The organism is Halomonas sp. KHS3 (assembly GCF_000830495.1).
Lineage (GTDB): Bacteria > Pseudomonadota > Gammaproteobacteria > Pseudomonadales > Halomonadaceae > Vreelandella > Vreelandella titanicae.
Genome location: NZ_JWHY01000005.1, coordinates 60517 through 75996, shown reverse-complemented (window position 1 = coordinate 75996; position 15480 = coordinate 60517). Strand labels below are relative to the sequence as shown.

Below are 15480 nucleotides of genomic sequence, written 5' to 3'. Positions count from 1 at the left end.
GGTAAGGTTCTGGGCGTGGACGAATAGCGTAATCCAAGATCTGATAAGCGCGTTGGCTAAGTTGAAGCAGCCATAGATAAAATGAGGAATAGCACAATGTGGCGTAACAGTCGCAACGGTTGGGGATTGATTAGTATTCTGTTTCATTGGCTAAGCGCGCTGGCCATTATTGGTCTGTTTGCACTGGGCTGGTGGATGACTGACCTGGGCTATTATGACCCTTGGTATAATCAGGGGCCGTGGGTACACCGCTCGATTGGCATCTTGCTATTGTTTGCTACCTTTGCGCGTTTGGTATGGCGCTTCGTACAGCCGACGCCCTACGCCGAGGGGAGTCGATTAGAAACTATTGCTGCCCATCTCGGTCATATTGCGCTCTATGTGCTTCTAATAGTCGTTATGGTGAGCGGTTATTTAATTTCTACTGCTGATGGACGTGGTATTAGTGTGTTTGGTTGGTTTGAGGTGCCGGCGTTGCTATATGACTTGCCCAATCAGGCAAGCCAGGCGGGCACCGTACACTGGTACAGCGCCCTGGCGTTGATGATCCTGGCAGCGGGCCACGCCCTTGCTGCTGTTAAGCACCATTGGTTAGGTCGGCATAAAACCTTGGTACGCATGTTAAACCCAGCGCATAGCCAAGCTGGCAATTAAAACGCACCAAGTTAATGACGTTGTCTGTATACACGTTTTTCTAAACACTGCGGGTAAGATAATTGACTGCCCGCGGTGCCTATTAAGTAAAGCAAGGAGCAATTCAATATGTTCAAGAAGACAGCATTTGCATCCGCGATCGCCGCTGTAGCGCTGGTACCTTTGAGCCAAGCGCAGGCAGCTGATTATCAGATTGATACCGAAGGTCAGCACGCTTTTGTCCAGTTTAAAATTTCACATCTGGGCTTCTCCTACATTCTCGGCAGCTTTGAAGAGTTCGATGGTCAGTTTGCCTATGATCCTGAAGATCTCGACGCGTCTTCTGCTGAAATCGAAGTGCAGGTTGATAGCCTGACCAGCAATCACGCCGAGCGTGATCGCCATATCTTGAGCGAAGATTTCCTTAATGCCGGTGAGTTCCCTACCGCCACATTTAGCTCCACAGGCTTTGAATCAACGGGTGAAAATGAAGGCGTCTTGACTGGTGATCTGACCCTGCATGGCGAAACCCAAGAGATTGAAATGCCGGTTACACTGATGGGTGAGGGTGATGACCCTTGGGGTAACTACCGCGCTGGTTTCGAAGGCAGCACTACGCTGACGTTGAGTGATTACGGAATCGACATGAGCGATTTTCCAGAATCCATGCATGAGCTTGAGCTGTACGTCACGTTTGAAGGTATTCGTCAGTAAAGAGTACTTTTAGTTAAGCGCCATCACTCCGCTAGGGGTGGTGGCGTTTTTGCGTTTAAGGCGAATAAAAGGAGAGTTGGCTTGGCAATTGTGATGCAGCAACGCGAGTTGGCGATAACCCTATGGCGGCAAACCTGGCCAATGGCCATCGGGGTGTTGGCGCTATTGGGTTTTCAACTTGTTGATAGCGCCTTTATTGCCCGTTTGGGTACCGCACAGCTAGCGGCGCAGTCGTTCACCTTTCCGCTGTCATTTCTGATTATCGGCATTCAAGTGGGTATGGGTATCGCCATTGCGGCACTTATTTCCCGGGCGCTCGGCGCAGGGGAAGGGGAGCGAGCGAGGCGCTTGAGCAGCCTGGTATTAATGGCAGGTGGCGGAGTGATTGGTCTGTTGGCGTTTGCCTTGTGGGTGTTCCATGTGCCCGTTTTTCAGCTCCTTGGCGCCGATGAAGCGACGCTTTCCTATATCCATATTTACTGGGGGCCGCAACTGTTGTCCGCCTGGCTGGGAGCACTGCTCTATTTCAGCTACAGCATTTTCCGTGCCCATGGCGATACCCGTTTACCAGGTAAAATGATGGTTCTCAGTAGTGTTGTGAACCTGGTGCTCGATCCACTACTGATTTTTGGTGTCGGCGATTGGGAGGGTTGGGGATTGCCCGGTGCTGCCTGGGCAACTGCAATTGCCTTCTCAGTGGGTCTGTTGGTCACTACACGTAAACTGCTCAAACGCCAGTGGGCATCGCAGCAAGGCCTATGGCTAGAGGCGAGGCAGTCGTGGCGGCCGTTTACTGGCATTGCCGCCCCCGCGATGGTCAGCCAACTGATGCCGCCCTTGGCTGCGATGCTGGCAATCTCAGTGGTGGCGGGTCTGGGTGAAAGTGAAGTAGCGGCCTGGGGGTTGGCGAGCCGTTTGGAAACGCTTTCCCTGATGGTTATTCTGGCTATGACCATGTCGCTACCGCCGTGGTTAGGACGCTGCTATGGTGCCGGAGATTGGGGGCAAATTCAGCAGCTTATGCGTTTGGCGGTAAAGGTCGCGCTGGTTTGGCAGCTTAGTCTGGGCGTGTTACTGGCCCTGGGGGCTCCCTGGCTAGCCATGGCCTTAGCAGGCAATCCAGAGGTACAAAACGAGCTGACCCTGCTGATTCGCTTTCTGCTGCCAAGCTACGCAGCGCTGGGCGTTTGTATGTTAGTGGTTTCGGCGGGCAATGCTCTAGGTTGGCCGCTGCGAGCGATGCTGCTATCCAGCGCACGGCTGTTTATCTGCTATTTGCCCTGCCTGTGGTTAGGTTCACAGTTCTTCGGTTGGTGGGGGCTGGCGGCGGGCGCCGCCGTAGGCAACCTGCTGGCAGGCTTGATGGCGTGGCAAGTCATGCGGCGCATTCTTTCCCGCCCGCATCGGCAGGCGGGATTCGTTAATTAACGCAGGCGCCCAGCTTCCTGAAAGGAGAAGTAGATAAACAGCAGCGCCATCCCTAAGTAGCCCATCACGAACTCTGGGGCAGCATTGAATGACAGTTCGGGGGCGTGCATCAGCCCAACGAAGGAAAAGCCCGCGGCAATGGCAGCGAAGGCGGCCGCGCGTCGGAACTGGTGATCAATCACCGATACCGTCATAGCGCCCAACAGAATGGCCATAAACATAGCCCCTTGGCCCATCACCACAATGGCACTGGATATATCGGTGACGACCTCACCAGCCCCGCGGTTAAAGCGCGTCATCACGTAGTTGGCGAAGTAGGGTAGCATGGCCAACGCCACGGCAGGATAGTAGCGTGTGTCGTTGGACTGAAACGCGGTGGCAATCATCGACATACCGACAAAGACCAAAATCGGTGCGACCACTGAAACGGGAATGATTGCGGCTAGGGCAGCGATTAAGCCGAACATGGTAGCCAGCGCATATACCGCGCCGTTGAGAAGGCTGTAGCCCCGGCCTGCGCCCATCCACTTGGCCCCTACGGTGGCAATATAGACCGTGGTAGGAAAGACGCCGCCAAACAGCGCGCCAATCATGGTGCCTGCGCCATCAACCGCCTGACACTCCCGCACATCGTACTTATCGCCTGCGGCCTCCATCGCCTCGACGTTGTTCATCGTCTCAATGGCGTTATAGAGCGTAATCGGCAGCACCACGGTGAGTACCGCCAGCATACTGGTCAGCAGTAATCCCAGCCCTTCAAACCAGGCTAGGTTGGGAAGTAATGGATAAAAGCCCAAGTGCGTGAACGCATCGCTAAAGCGCTCGGTGCCGGCGTCGCCAATCAAATAGGCCATGGTGGTGCCGACGATAATGGCGAATAGTGAGGTGGGGAGTTTAAACGGCATACTCACTCGTGCGACCAGCCCAACAATAATGATCGCTAGCACCAGTAGACCAATAATCGGCATTTCCAGCGTTTTGAACAGCATTTCACCGGCGATAAACGTCAGTGCGACACCCGCAACGGCGCCCAGCATGGCAGCGCGCGGTAGGTGGTACTGCACCCAGCGGCCAATTATGCTGATTGCGGCTTCGATGGCGCCGCTGATAAAGCAGGCGGCGACGGCTACTTTCCAGGCCATTTCTGCATCACCGGTGAGCTGTTTGGCGGGTAGCAGTACGCCGAATAGAAACACAAACATAACCGGCGTTGAGATACCGTAAGAGAGCGCCGTTACATCGGCACGGTTCTCCTTGCGGGCCAGTCTTGCCGCGCTCCAGGCATAGTAGAAATTACCGACCATTACCGCTACTGCCGCGCCTGGCAGCACCTGCCCATAGACAATGGAAGAGGGGAATCCCATGCCCAGCATGGTGATGGCAATAATGACAAAGTTGGCAATATTGTTTTGGAACAGGGCGAAGAACGCGTCGGTGTCTTCTTTTTTGTACCAGGGGTAGTGGGTGCTGGCAGCCGCCATGTTAGGCCTCTTGATTATGGTGTGTTGTATACAAGGCAACGCTGAGTGTGCCGAAGTGTTGACTAATCGGTCAAGTGTTCAGCACACAAAAACGCCCAGGTAGGCCTGGGCGTTTGTAGTGCGGCAATGCTTGCTAGCTAGTCGTTGACAGCGGCAATCGCTTTGGCCAGGTAGGGCAGGTTCTCATGGGAGAAGCCCGCTACGTTAGCGCGACCCGAGCGTACCATGTAGATGCCAAACTCATCGCGCAACCGATCTACCTGTTCCGGCGTTAAGCCTGTGTAGGAGAACATACCGCGCTGTTCAGCTACGCAGGCGTACTTCTCGTCCAGGCCATAGGGTTTCAGTGCTTCAACGAAATCGCGACGCAGAGTATTGATACGGTCACGCATTTCGGTGAGCTCTTCACGCCATAGCGCAGTCAGCTCTGGATCGTGGAGGATCTCACTGACGATAGCGCCGCCGTGTGCAGGCGGGTTTGAGTAGTTTTCCCGTGCCACGATCGCGACCTGTGAGCGAATGTTGTCCATCTGCTCGCTGTCTTTTGCCACCATGATCAAGCAGCCGGTACGCTCACAATAAATACCGAAGTTCTTGGAGCAGGAGCTGGTGATGATCGCTTCGTCGAGGTTTTCCGCCAGTAAGCGAACGCCGTAAGCATCCTCGTCCAGCCCTTCGCCAAAGCCCTGATAGGCAAAGTCGATCAGCGGCAGCAGCTTGCGCTCACGGACGATCTCTAATACTTCCTGCCACTGGTCGTGGGAAAGGTCAAACCCGGTCGGGTTATGGCAGCAGGCGTGGAGTACGACTACATCGCCTTCTGGAATGCTTTTTAGCGCTGCACGCATACCGTCGAAGTCGAGACGGTTGTCGGGGTCAACGTAGGGGTACTTGTGCAGCTCAATACCCGCGGCGGTAAAAATACCGTGGTGGTTGGGCCATGTTGGGTCGCTTACCCAGATACCTTTGCCCGGCAACTGAGTGGAAATGAAGTCGGCTGCTAGGCGCAGGGCGCCGGTGCCGCCAGGCGACTGGGTAGCGCTGGCACGGTTGGCTTTGAGTACCGGTGACTCAGCACCGAAAACCATGGGAAGTACTACTTCACCATAGCTGGGCGCGCCGTGAGAACCGATATAGGTTTTCGTCGTTTCATTCTTGAGCAGGCGAGCTTCTGCTTCCTTAACGGCGCGCATTACCGGCGTATTGCCTTGGGTATCGCGGTAAACACCAACACCTAAATCCACCTTTTGCGGATTGGTATCTTTCTTGAAAGCTTCGATCAGCCCGAGAATGGCATCTCCTGGGACTCGCTCAATATGCTCAAACATTTATTCGGCTACCTCGTCGGTTCTGGCGGCAAGAATGAAGTCATTAAGATGCAGGCCTTTAATAGCGTGAGACCACCACGTGACGGTGGCTTTGCCCCACTCGGTCACGATAACGGGGTGATGGCCAGCCTGCTCTGCAATATCGCCAACGCCTTGGGTAAATGCCAATGCGCTGGCAAAGTCACGGAATTTAAAACTTCGCGACAGCTTCATGATGCCATCGTGCTCGACAATCTGCCACTGGCTGAGGCTTTTTAGCCGCTCTTGGGCTTCATCTTTACTTAAAGGTTGAGCATCTTTGCTGCACGGTTCACAAATGGCGTCGGCTAGCCTTGTCATTGTTTGGCTCCTGCAATTGAGTATGCTTTATCAGCGTAGATGGCAAACGCAGTCACGACCAACGTCTTTGGCGCTATACAGCGCCTGGTCGGCCCGCTCGATCAGACTCGTGAGGGGTTCGCCACAGCGATATTCGGCAACCCCAATACTCAGCGTCACTTGGCCTGGCCCCATACCGAAGTCGCGTACACTGATAGCCTGGCGTAAGCGGTCGGCAAGTGCATGGCATTGCTGCAGCGGAGTAAGCGGCAGCACGACCATAAACTCTTCTCCTCCCAACCGAGCCACCATGTCTTCGCAACGCAGCAGCGACTGGGCGTAGGTTGCCAACTGTTTAAGCACATCATCCCCGTGCAGATGTCCCCAACGATCATTAAGCCGCTTAAAGTGATCAATATCGATCATCATGATGGAGAGCGGTGTGCCGTGGCGGGCGCTAAGCGATGCAACATGGGTTAAGTGCATCATGAGCTTGCGCCGATTGGGGAGTTGAGTCAGGGGGTCTGTATCGCATAGTTTGCGCAGCCGCTGCTCTTCGCTGACTTGATCGCTAATATCCATCATTATGCCGTTCCACTGCACGCCATCGACGACGGGCTTTGGTTTGGCGCTAACCGCAATCCAGTGTGGTTTGTCTTGTGGAAACGGTAGCCTAAAGCGTGTGGTTAGAGGCAACATCCAGCGGGCTGAGCGTTCGATAGCGGACATTATCTTGGGGTGGTCGTTGCCGGTCAGTTGCTCAACTAGCTGCCCTGCATTTTCGGCGAGCAGTTCCCGGTCAATATGTTTGAGAGCCACGCCGCCGCCCTCCAAGTAGGGGAACCGCATATGGCCATTGCGCGCGCGATGAAACTGAAAGATAACGCCGGGTATGTGGGGTACGAGGTGGTCTGCACTGACTCGCTCTGGTGCGTCTATATCATTCACGGGCATGCGTGAATCTCCAAACATATGCCAATTTAAATTCGATCGTGAAGATTAGCCCTAAATACGTAATCAGGATGTAAGCCATTGCAGACAAAATGGCTATTATCTATATTTTTTTAGAATATATATGTTCTATTTATATATATTCGATTGCATTATAAGCAATAGACAAGGTGTTATTGGCATTTAGTGGTAAAATTAATTACTTTTTTGCATATTAAAAAACTTTTTTATTCCTGGGGTGGATTCTTGGAAGCAGGACGAGAGCAAACGGCTCAGCCATACGGCCTGGTAAGTCTAGTGGGCGCGGGCCCTGGCGACCCGGAGTTATTGACGCTAAAAGCGTATAAGCGACTGCAGTCCGCTGAAGTGGTGCTGTACGACCGCTTGGTTAGCGGTGAAATAGTCGCCTTTATACCGCCACAGGCGCAGCGATTTTATGTGGGTAAAGCACGCTCTCTGCACAGCGTCCCTCAAGAGGGGATTAATCAAGCGCTTGTAAAGTGGGCTCAGCAGGGTAAGCGTGTCGTGCGCCTTAAAGGTGGTGATCCGTTTATTTTTGGCCGGGGCGGAGAGGAGCTTGAGGCGCTGGTGGCAGCACAAGTGAGCGTGGAAGTCATCCCAGGGGTGACGGCGGCATCAGGCTGCGCGGCGTATGCGGGCATTCCTTTGACCCATCGCGACCATGCCCAGTCGGTGCGTTTCATCACCGGGCATTTACAGCAGGGGGAGTGTGAGCTTGATTGGGATGCGTTAGCGCGGCCTGGGCAAACCTTGGTGTTTTATATGGGGCTGGGCACCGTAAAGGTGATCAGCCAGGCGCTGGTTAAGCATGGTTTAGCGCCAGACACACCGCTGGCGCTGATTGAACAGGGCACGACCCGCCGACAGCGTACCCACGTGGGGACGTTATCTGGATTACCAGATACTTTCTTGGCGGGCCACATTAAACCGCCTACGCTGCTAATAGTGGGCAGCGTAGTGTCACTGCATACCACACTGGATTGGTTTGATGCGCTGAGCGGAGAGGCCTCTGGTTTTCATGAGGGAAAGCATCCTCCTTCTGGCTAAAATAATAATCGTTCCTACCTGTCTGGTAACGCAGTAGCAACATTTGTACACGATTTTGCAAACAGACTGGCTAGATACAGTGAGCTGTGTATGCTGAAGGGGGAGAGCATTCACGGTTAGCGCATTACCTATGTACTTGATCATCGCGCAACTGATTGTTGTTAGCTTGGACAAACGTTAGCTAAGACCATAGAGGAACGCATAATGTCGGAAGCAAACCACTCGGATCACCAGTCGCCTGCCAACAAGCCAGAACCGGCTAAAAAGTCGGACATGAAAACCCTCTTTCAAGATAACCGGGTAAAAGCGATTGCTGGTATCGCCGCCATTGCCGTTATCTGGGCCATTATGGCGCAGTCTAATGCAGGTTCTCGCCAGGATCGTGTCGATAGCTTAGAAGAGCAGCTCGCCAGCGCTGAGCAGGAAAATAGCCAAATGAGCCAGCGCATTAGCGAAATTGAGGAAGCTGAAACCAATTTAGCCGCGCTGCAAGAGGAGATGGCGTCCCTTGAGGCTCAACAGCAAGAGGCCAGCTCGTCGCTTGAGAGTGCCCAAGGCAATGTCAGCGATGTGCAGTCGCGTTTAGAAGAGCTTGAGTCCGAGCGCGATGCGCTGGAAGAAGAAATTGCCTCTCTTAATGAGCAGGTAGAGAGCGCTGAAAGCGAGATGACTGCGTTGCGCGAAGAGCGTGATCAAATCACCAGCACTCGGGATGAGGCGGAAAGTGCCCTCCAGCAAGTAGAAGAAGCGCGTTCTAGTGCTGAAGAAGCCCGCCAGGAGGCTGAGGCTGCCCGTCAGGAAGCGGAGCAGCAGCGTCAGCAAGCGATTGAAGAGCTGGGCAATACCGAAGATGAGTTGTCCTCGCTGGAAGATCAGATTAGCCAGTCAAATGAACAGCTAAGTGGCTTAGAAGAGGAAATTTCGAGTGTCCAGAGCGAGCTTGGTGAGCTAAAAAATGAGCGTGACTCACTCACCAGCGAACGCGATGAGCTGCAAAGTGATGTTGATTCGCTAACGGCGCTGCGCGAAGAAGAAGAGCAGAGCTTGAGTCAGGTGCGCAGTGAGCTGGATGACGTCATGGTTGCCCTGGATATTGGGCGTGAAGAAGTGGCCAGCGTTGAGAGTGATATTGAAAAGCGTGAAAGCCAGCTAGAGCGTTTAGAGAGCCAGTTAAGTGAATGGCGCGATGAGCTGTCGACGTTAGACAGCCGTTTGGCCGATGCAGAAGAGTCAGCGGGTGAGGCTGCATCATCTTCCCCGAGCAGCTCTTCTGATAGCTCGTCGAATTGGGGCTCGTCAGATGGGAACTCTTCAAGTGAGAGTGCCAATGACAGTGATGGTGGCAGTGAAGAGTCGCAGCAAAACGCTGGCTAATAAGTGGCGGGATAGTAATGCTGTAACGCACCTTTCGCGTTAGAAAAGTAAGGGCGGATGTCGGGGAACCGGCATCCGCCCACTTGTTGTTGGTTTATGATTTTGGCTGTGAGGCGTATCATTCACTCAACGTTAATTCAGTTATTAAGAGCTTAAAACGAGGAGTGCCATTGAATGGATGGGGTTAAACATATTATTGCAGTGGCATCGGGCAAGGGAGGCGTGGGAAAATCCACCGTCACCGTGAATTTGGCATTAGCGCTGGCAGCACAGGGCTATCGCGTGGGTGTCCTGGATGCGGATATCTATGGACCCAGCCAGGCACAAATGCTCGGTGTTAAAGAGGGTACGCGCCCCCAGGCGGCAAGTAATGACAAATTCCTTCCGCTCCAGGCCCATGGCATTCAGGCCATGTCGATGGCATTTATGGTCAATACCCGTGAGCCAATGGTGTGGCGCGGGCCGATGGTAGTGGGCGCGTTTCAACAGATGCTGACGCAAACCCAATGGGATAATCTCGATTTTCTATTGATCGACATGCCCCCAGGCACTGGCGATATCCAACTGACCCTGGCCCAGAAAGTGCCGGTGGCAGGGGCGGTGATTGTGACCACCCCACAGGATATTGCGCTGTTAGATGCCCGTAAAGGGATCGAAATGTTCCGCAAGGTCAACGTGCCGGTGCTTGGCGTGGTGGAAAATATGAGCCTCTACCACTGCGAAAAGTGCGGCCATGAAGCGGCTATTTTCGGCACAGGTGGTGGCGATAATATCGCCCAGGAGTACGATACCCAAGTACTTGGACGCCTGCCGCTGACGCTCTCCATCCGAGAGCTGACAGATTCGGGACGCCCGAGTGTGGTATCCGAACCTGACGGGGCGGTGAGTCAAACCTTTGCGACTATTGCCCAAAAAGTCGCTGAAGCGGTTAGCGCGAATCAAGGCGACGGCCCAACTATTTCCTTTAGTGAGTGATAACGACATAAATGAGTATCAAATCTGATAATTGGATTCGTCGCATGGCCAAAAGCGACGCGATGATTGAGCCGTTTGAAGCCGAGCAAGTGCGCTACGTGAACGAACAGCGCGTGATTTCCTACGGCACCTCAAGCTACGGTTACGATGTGCGCTGCTCAGACGAATTCAAAGTCTTCACCAATATTCACTCAGCGATTGTTGATCCCAAAGCGTTTGACGCGAACAGCTTCGTCGATATTAAAGGCGATGTCTGTATTATTCCGCCGAACTCTTTTGCGCTGGCGCGCACGGTGGAGTATTTCCGTATTCCCCGTAACGTGCTGACTATTTGCCTGGGGAAATCCACCTACGCGCGCTGCGGCATTATTGTCAACGTGACGCCGCTGGAGCCCGAGTGGGAGGGCCACGTTACGCTGGAATTCTCTAACACCACCAACCTGCCGGCAAAAATCTACGCTCATGAGGGCGTCGCCCAGATGTTGTTCTTAGAGTCCGACGAAGTATGCGAAACCTCGTATAAAGACCGGGGCGGAAAGTATATGGGGCAGCGTGGGGTAACCTTGCCGCGTACCTAGTTATACGAAGTACATTGCTACAAAAAAGCGCCTTACGGCAAAAACGTAAGGCGCTTTTCAATGCTTATGATGACGTTTTCATGCTAATCCTGCGACTCTTCGTCGAGCTCCTCATCAAGCTCTTCTGCAGCATCAGCGTGGGAAAGCCGCATACCGTGTTCCGGTAGCAGATGACCGTCCATTTTGGCGCCTTCGGCACTGAACTGCAGCCTGCCTTCCAAAAACCACTGCACTGCAATCGGGTAGATTAGGTGTTCCCGGGAGCGAACCTTCTCTTGCAGTGTTTCAGCCGTGTCGTCCGCGTTGACCAGCAGCTCCGCTTGCAGTACCACTGGGCCACCGTCTAGCTCTTCGGTGACGAAGTGAACGCTACAGCCGTGGCTGGCAACACCGTCTGCCAGGGCGCGGGCGTGAGTGTTGAGCCCTTGGTAGTCTGGCAGCAATGAAGGATGGATATTCAGCATACGGCCCAGGAAGCGCTGCACAAAGCGAGGCGTCAAAATGCGCATAAAGCCCGCCAGTACAATCAGATCCGGCTCGTGACGCTCAATGACTTTGATCAAGGCGCCGTCGTAGGCTTCGCGACTATCATACTCCCTGTGGGGGAGGGCAACCGCTTCAATGCCCGCTTCGTGTGCGCGTTTCAAACCATAGGCGTCAGCAATATTGGAAATCACTGCGACAATCTCACCGCCGCCTAAGCGGTCGTGGGACTGAGCATCAATCAGCGCCTGAAGATTGCTACCGCTGCCAGAGATAAGCACGACAATGCGGCGTGCACCGAGAGGCTCTGGTGTTACGTCTTTAATGGTATCGCTCTGGTAGTCCGTATTGGTCATGCCGAGAGGTTCTCCAAAATAACGGCGTCCCCTTGGCGTTCAACGATCTGCCCTAGACGATAAACGGATTCGCCTTCGGCTTCCAGGTGAGCCATTGCCTGTTTTGCTTGATGCTGCGGCACCACAACGACCATCCCAATACCGCAATTGAGCACGCGGTGCATTTCAGTTTCATTCACGTTTCCATTGGCCTGTAGCCAATCAAACACGGCTGGTCGCTGCCAACTGGCAATATCAATATGCGCAGCGAGGTTGTCCGGCAGTACGCGAGGAATGTTTTCAAGCAAACCGCCACCGGTGATGTGTGATAACGCATGCACGGCAATCTCGCTACCGCGCATCAAGGAGAGCAGTGATTTGACATAGATGCGGGTGGGGGCCATCAGCGCATCGCCAAGGGTTTTACCGGCGATGTCGGTCTCTAGAGAAGCGTCGCTGACCTCAAGGATTTTACGAATCAATGAGTAGCCGTTGGAGTGTGGCCCGGATGAGGCAAGCCCCAATATGACGTCGCCTTCGGCCACTTTGCTGCCATCTAAAATATCTGCTTTTTCAACCACGCCCACGCAAAAGCCCGCTAAATCGTAGTCGCTGCCTTCGTACATACCCGGCATTTCGGCGGTTTCGCCGCCTACCAGGGCGCAGCCAGCCAATTCGCAACCAGCGCCAATGCCGGTGACAACGTCAGCAGCAATATCCACATCGAGCTTACCCGTGGCATAGTAGTCAAGAAATAGCAGCGGTTCGGCGCCAGCCACGATAAGGTCGTTGACACACATGGCGACCAAATCAATACCAATGGTGTCGTGCTTGCCAAGATCCATTGCCAGGCGCAGCTTGGTGCCGACGCCATCGGTACCTGAGACGAGCACGGGCTGCCGATAGCCCGCGGGGATCTCGCATAGCGCGCCAAAGCCGCCAAGCCCGCCCATGACTTCGGGGCGAGTCGTGCGTTTGGCAACGTGTTTAATGCGGTCAACAAGGGCGTTACCGGCATCGATATCGACGCCTGCATCCTTATAGCTGAGGGAAGGAGTAGCCGAAGAAGAAGAGGTCTCGGTCATGACAGATCCTGTGAAGCAAATAGCGGTGCTGGTAGTGCTGGCGAATTGGCCAGTGCTGGGCTTAACTTTGGCGGATTGTAACACTCAGCGACGCTGGCCGCACCGCCGTCGCGCAGGATGAAAAGCAGACGCGCGACTTTCGTTCATTTGCGGCATAGTAGTGGCGAGTGAAAGTTAGTAGTGATAAGTAAAGTGTGTCGTGATCAGTGCCATAGTAACGATAAGTGATATTTAGCGGATTAAATCCACGTTTGAGAGGGAACTATGCGGAATTCTTGGTGGGGCGTCCTATTTTTGGTGGTAATAGGCGGTTTAATTTATTTGTTAGACGCGGCGCTGATGCCTTTTATTGCTGGGATGATTCTCGCTTACTTAGCTGACCCGCTGGCTAACCGTTTCCAGCGCTGGGGCATGAATCGGCCGTTCGCGGTGAGCAGTGTGTTTTTAGTACTGTTGGTCGTCCTCGTGGCGAGCCTGTTGATATTGATCCCGCTGCTTGTTCAGCAGCTTAAACAGCTGGGCGAAGCTATTCCGGGTATCTTCAATTGGGTAGAAAATACGCTTGCTCCTCAGGTACAAGAGTGGACAGGTTATGACTTGACCGCGGAGTTAACCAACGCGCGCGAGACGCTGGTCGAAAACTGGCGCGATGCTGGTGGCTACCTAGCCCAGGCGCTAGGCCAAATTGGCCGCTCCGGTATGGCGTTTGCCTCTTGGATCACCTATGTGGCACTTATTCCTGTGGTGACCTTCTATTTGCTTTTGGACTGGAACCGCCTGCTGACCAATATTGCCAATCTCGTGCCACGCCAGTGGGCGGATGATACCTTCCGGTTGGCGCGTCGCTGTGATGAAGTGTTGTCATCGTTTCTACGCGGCCAGCTGCTGGTAATGCTCTGTTTAGGGATTATTTATGCGGTGGGCTTAACGTTGATGGGGCTCAACTTTGGCCTATTGATCGGCTTTGTGTCCGGACTGGTGAGCATTGTCCCGTTCCTGGGTTTTATTGTCGGCTTGGTGATTGCCCTTGTTGTGGCGCTGTTCCAGTACGCCACCTGGTGGGCGGTGTTAGGCGTTATCCTGGTGTTTAGTATTGGCCAAATGGCCGAGAGTGTGATTCTCCAGCCTAAATTGTTGGGCGATAAGATTGGCCTGCATCCGGTCGCGGTTATCTTCGCCGTGCTGGCGGGGGGGAATCTGTTTGGCCTAACAGGGGTGTTGTTGGCTCTGCCTGTTGCCGCGGTGATTCTAGTGCTGCTAAAAGAAGTAAAAGTTCGCTATCAGCATAGCGAGTTATACGACGAACAAAATACTGATAAACATACGCCAATCATTGAGGTCAGCTCTTCACATAACGATGAGCTGGGCCATCATGATGGACGGGAGTCACCATGAGCCGAGCACCGGCACAGCTTCCCTTGGGAATTGGTCTGCGTGATGACGCGACCTTTGATAATTATTATGTGGCGCGTGCAAATACGCCGCTGGTAGAACACCTTACCCAGCAGCTTACCCCGGAGGGGGAGCAGTTCCTCTATCTGTGGGGCGCGCCAGGGGTAGGGCGTAGCCATCTTTTACAGGCGGCGTGTCATGCGGCGTCCGATGCAGATAAACGAGCACTGTATCTCCCCCTGGATGACTTGGGCCACTTTCCGCCATTAATGCTGGAAGACATCGAGCGCCTGGATCTGGTCGCCATTGATGACCTGGAGTGTGTGATTGGTCGCAAGCGCTGGGAGGAAGCGCTGTTCCATGCTTTTAACCGGCTAAGAGATGCTGGCAAGAAATTAGTGATTGCCGCCAGTGCTTCACCGCGTCAATTAAACGTGGTGCTACCGGATTTGGCTTCGCGCCTGACCTGGGGGGTAACGTTTCATGTTCACCCTTTGGAGGATGACGAAGAGCGTTTGGCAGCGCTAAAGCTGCGCGCCAGTGTGAGAGGGATGCAGCTCCCCGATGATGTTGGGCGCTATATCTTGCATCGTGGCCCCCGCGAGTTAGGTGAGCTGTGTCGCGCGGTGGAGACTCTGGATAAAGCATCGCTCTCAGCCAAGCGCAAGCTTACTATTCCCTTTGTGAAATCCGCCCTCGGTTGGTGAAACGGCTGGTACAGAAATGCTAAAGGCAACGACTAAAACGCCCCTGTCAGCGAGAGCCGACAGGGGCGTTTTATAAAACATGCTTGCTAGCTTACTGTTTCAATAAGCGATTAAGCGGTTTTGTTCAACTTGCTAGCAGCGGTTTGCGCCTGCTTAACGTTGTCTTCGGTAATTTTCTGGCTTTTCTGGATAAAGTCCTGCTGCAGAGATACGACTTTATCGGTATCGCCTTTAACACGCTCAGCCAACTCTTTAGCTACCTTTTGCTGGCCTTCCATGTAGCTACGCAGGCCCTCTGCGTCTTTTACTTCCATCATTTGGCGCATTTGCGCAATGCCGGTGTCGGCATAAGCTTTGCTGGCGTCCATCTGAGCGTTAATCATTTTTTCACTGTAATCGATGCTCAGCGCCATGTAAGCGCGTACTGGCGCCATGAACATGTTGTCAAACTGCTGAGTCATTTCGTTAGTATTTAATGTACGCATCATCATACCCTCCTGGGGTTAGTCTTACCAAAAGCAGCTATCCAGAGGTTGGCGCTGCTTATTTAATTGGGTAACTTTATTTATAAGCTATCTTGCAGTGCAGCATAGCAACTGTTTTTGTGCAGTGCAACATTTGGTTTTTGGC

17 protein-coding genes are annotated in these 15480 nt (G+C 53.6%); 10 read left to right on the top strand and 7 right to left on the bottom strand.

Annotated elements, in window-relative coordinates:
* The first annotated feature begins 96 nt into the window (after positions 1-96).
* The 3 genes from RO22_RS13485 (at position 97) to RO22_RS13475 (ending at position 2775) form a co-directional block, all read left to right on the top strand.
* Complete coding sequence (locus RO22_RS13485) at positions 97-654, top strand: cytochrome b (protein WP_022523226.1); 558 nt, start codon at positions 97-99, stop codon at positions 652-654.
* Between the two features lie 108 nt (positions 655-762).
* A complete protein-coding gene (locus tag RO22_RS13480) occupies positions 763-1347 on the top strand; it encodes a YceI family protein (protein WP_022523227.1) in 585 nt (194 codons plus the stop codon).
* Positions 1348-1440: 93 nt separating this feature from the next.
* On the top strand, positions 1441-2775 hold the full coding sequence (locus RO22_RS13475) for an MATE family efflux transporter (RefSeq protein WP_041158654.1): 1335 nt from the start codon (positions 1441-1443) through the stop codon (positions 2773-2775).
* Here the strand turns inward: RO22_RS13475 and RO22_RS13470 are convergent.
* The 4 genes from RO22_RS13470 to RO22_RS13455 form a co-directional block, all read right to left on the bottom strand.
* Positions 2772-4256 carry a uracil permease gene (locus RO22_RS13470; RefSeq protein WP_027957474.1) on the bottom strand — a complete coding sequence of 495 codons (1485 nt, stop codon included), beginning with the start codon at positions 4254-4256 and terminating at the stop codon, positions 2772-2774. The two genes, RO22_RS13475 and RO22_RS13470, sit on opposite strands and share 4 nt — an antisense overlap.
* Positions 4257-4393: 137 nt before the next feature.
* On the bottom strand, positions 4394-5584 hold the full coding sequence (locus tag RO22_RS13465) for an aromatic amino acid transaminase (protein ID WP_041158506.1): 1191 nt from the start codon (positions 5582-5584) through the stop codon (positions 4394-4396).
* Positions 5585-5923: a 4a-hydroxytetrahydrobiopterin dehydratase gene (locus RO22_RS13460; RefSeq protein ID WP_022523230.1), complete on the bottom strand. Its 339-nt coding sequence runs from the start codon at positions 5921-5923 to the stop codon at positions 5585-5587.
* A gap of 30 nt (positions 5924-5953) precedes the next feature.
* A complete protein-coding gene (locus RO22_RS13455; protein ID WP_022523231.1) occupies positions 5954-6856 on the bottom strand; it encodes a GGDEF domain-containing protein in 903 nt (300 codons plus the stop codon).
* 243 nt (positions 6857-7099) lie between these two features.
* Here RO22_RS13455 and cobA point away from each other — a divergent pair, with 243 nt between their 5' ends.
* From cobA to dcd, 4 genes are all read left to right on the top strand, one after another.
* Positions 7100-7921 carry a uroporphyrinogen-III C-methyltransferase gene (cobA, locus tag RO22_RS13450; RefSeq protein ID WP_051430467.1) on the top strand — a complete coding sequence of 274 codons (822 nt, stop codon included), beginning with the start codon at positions 7100-7102 and terminating at the stop codon, positions 7919-7921.
* Between the two features lie 204 nt (positions 7922-8125).
* The gene (locus RO22_RS13445) at positions 8126-9295 is read left to right on the top strand and encodes a hypothetical protein (protein ID WP_041158505.1); all 1170 of its coding nucleotides are present in this window, start codon (positions 8126-8128) and stop codon (positions 9293-9295) included.
* Positions 9296-9469: 174 nt separating this feature from the next.
* Positions 9470-10270, top strand: coding sequence for an iron-sulfur cluster carrier protein ApbC (gene apbC / locus RO22_RS13440; protein WP_009286945.1), 801 nt, complete (start codon positions 9470-9472; stop codon positions 10268-10270).
* Between the two features lie 11 nt (positions 10271-10281).
* A complete protein-coding gene (dcd, locus tag RO22_RS13435) occupies positions 10282-10848 on the top strand; it encodes a dCTP deaminase (protein WP_009286944.1) in 567 nt (188 codons plus the stop codon).
* An 83-nt stretch (positions 10849-10931) separates the two neighbouring features.
* Here the strand turns inward: dcd and purN are convergent, their stop codons facing one another.
* Positions 10932-11687, bottom strand: a complete 756-nt coding sequence (gene purN, locus RO22_RS13430; protein WP_009286943.1) for a phosphoribosylglycinamide formyltransferase — start codon at positions 11685-11687, stop codon at positions 10932-10934.
* Entirely contained in the window at positions 11684-12751 is a 1068-nt protein-coding gene (gene purM / locus RO22_RS13425; protein ID WP_027957471.1) for a phosphoribosylformylglycinamidine cyclo-ligase, read from the bottom strand. The genes purN and purM overlap by 4 nt, the downstream gene beginning before the upstream one ends.
* Here purM and RO22_RS25210 point away from each other — a divergent pair.
* From RO22_RS25210 to hda, 3 genes are all read left to right on the top strand, one after another.
* Positions 12750-12872 carry a hypothetical protein gene (locus tag RO22_RS25210; RefSeq protein WP_255200381.1) on the top strand — a complete coding sequence of 41 codons (123 nt, stop codon included), beginning with the start codon at positions 12750-12752 and terminating at the stop codon, positions 12870-12872. The two genes, purM and RO22_RS25210, sit on opposite strands and share 2 nt — an antisense overlap.
* Before the next feature lie 143 nt (positions 12873-13015).
* On the top strand, positions 13016-14146 hold the full coding sequence (locus RO22_RS13420; protein WP_009286941.1) for an AI-2E family transporter: 1131 nt from the start codon (positions 13016-13018) through the stop codon (positions 14144-14146).
* Positions 14143-14850: a DnaA regulatory inactivator Hda gene (gene hda / locus RO22_RS13415; protein ID WP_009286940.1), complete on the top strand. Its 708-nt coding sequence runs from the start codon at positions 14143-14145 to the stop codon at positions 14848-14850. The genes RO22_RS13420 and hda overlap by 4 nt, the downstream gene beginning before the upstream one ends.
* Before the next feature lie 110 nt (positions 14851-14960).
* Here hda and RO22_RS13410 read toward each other — a convergent pair whose 3' ends face one another.
* Positions 14961-15335 carry a phasin family protein gene (locus RO22_RS13410; RefSeq protein WP_039859040.1) on the bottom strand — a complete coding sequence of 125 codons (375 nt, stop codon included), beginning with the start codon at positions 15333-15335 and terminating at the stop codon, positions 14961-14963.
* Positions 15336-15480: the final 145 nt, after the last annotated feature.

Excerpts from the sequence above, each read along its gene's own strand:
- RO22_RS25210 (WP_255200381.1), top strand. The coding sequence starts at position 12,750 with ATGACAGATCCTGTGAAGCAAATAGCGGTGCTGGTAGTGCTGGCGAAT.
- dcd (WP_009286944.1), top strand. The coding sequence starts at position 10,282 with ATGAGTATCAAATCTGATAATTGGATTCGTCGCATGGCCAAAAGCGAC.
- RO22_RS13480 (WP_022523227.1), top strand. The coding sequence starts at position 763 with ATGTTCAAGAAGACAGCATTTGCATCCGCGATCGCCGCTGTAGCGCTG.
- RO22_RS13455 (WP_022523231.1), bottom strand. The coding sequence starts at position 6,856 with ATGCCCGTGAATGATATAGACGCACCAGAGCGAGTCAGTGCAGACCAC.
- hda (WP_009286940.1), top strand. The coding sequence starts at position 14,143 with ATGAGCCGAGCACCGGCACAGCTTCCCTTGGGAATTGGTCTGCGTGAT.
- RO22_RS13420 (WP_009286941.1), top strand. The coding sequence starts at position 13,016 with ATGCGGAATTCTTGGTGGGGCGTCCTATTTTTGGTGGTAATAGGCGGT.
- purN (WP_009286943.1), bottom strand. The coding sequence starts at position 11,687 with ATGACCAATACGGACTACCAGAGCGATACCATTAAAGACGTAACACCA.
- RO22_RS13410 (WP_039859040.1), bottom strand. The coding sequence starts at position 15,335 with ATGCGTACATTAAATACTAACGAAATGACTCAGCAGTTTGACAACATG.
- apbC (WP_009286945.1), top strand. The coding sequence starts at position 9,470 with ATGGATGGGGTTAAACATATTATTGCAGTGGCATCGGGCAAGGGAGGC.
- RO22_RS13485 (WP_022523226.1), top strand. The coding sequence starts at position 97 with ATGTGGCGTAACAGTCGCAACGGTTGGGGATTGATTAGTATTCTGTTT.
- RO22_RS13475 (WP_041158654.1), top strand. The coding sequence starts at position 1,441 with ATGCAGCAACGCGAGTTGGCGATAACCCTATGGCGGCAAACCTGGCCA.
- RO22_RS13470 (WP_027957474.1), bottom strand. The coding sequence starts at position 4,256 with ATGGCGGCTGCCAGCACCCACTACCCCTGGTACAAAAAAGAAGACACC.
- purM (WP_027957471.1), bottom strand. The coding sequence starts at position 12,751 with ATGACCGAGACCTCTTCTTCTTCGGCTACTCCTTCCCTCAGCTATAAG.
- RO22_RS13465 (WP_041158506.1), bottom strand. The coding sequence starts at position 5,584 with ATGTTTGAGCATATTGAGCGAGTCCCAGGAGATGCCATTCTCGGGCTG.
- RO22_RS13460 (WP_022523230.1), bottom strand. The coding sequence starts at position 5,923 with ATGACAAGGCTAGCCGACGCCATTTGTGAACCGTGCAGCAAAGATGCT.
- RO22_RS13445 (WP_041158505.1), top strand. The coding sequence starts at position 8,126 with ATGTCGGAAGCAAACCACTCGGATCACCAGTCGCCTGCCAACAAGCCA.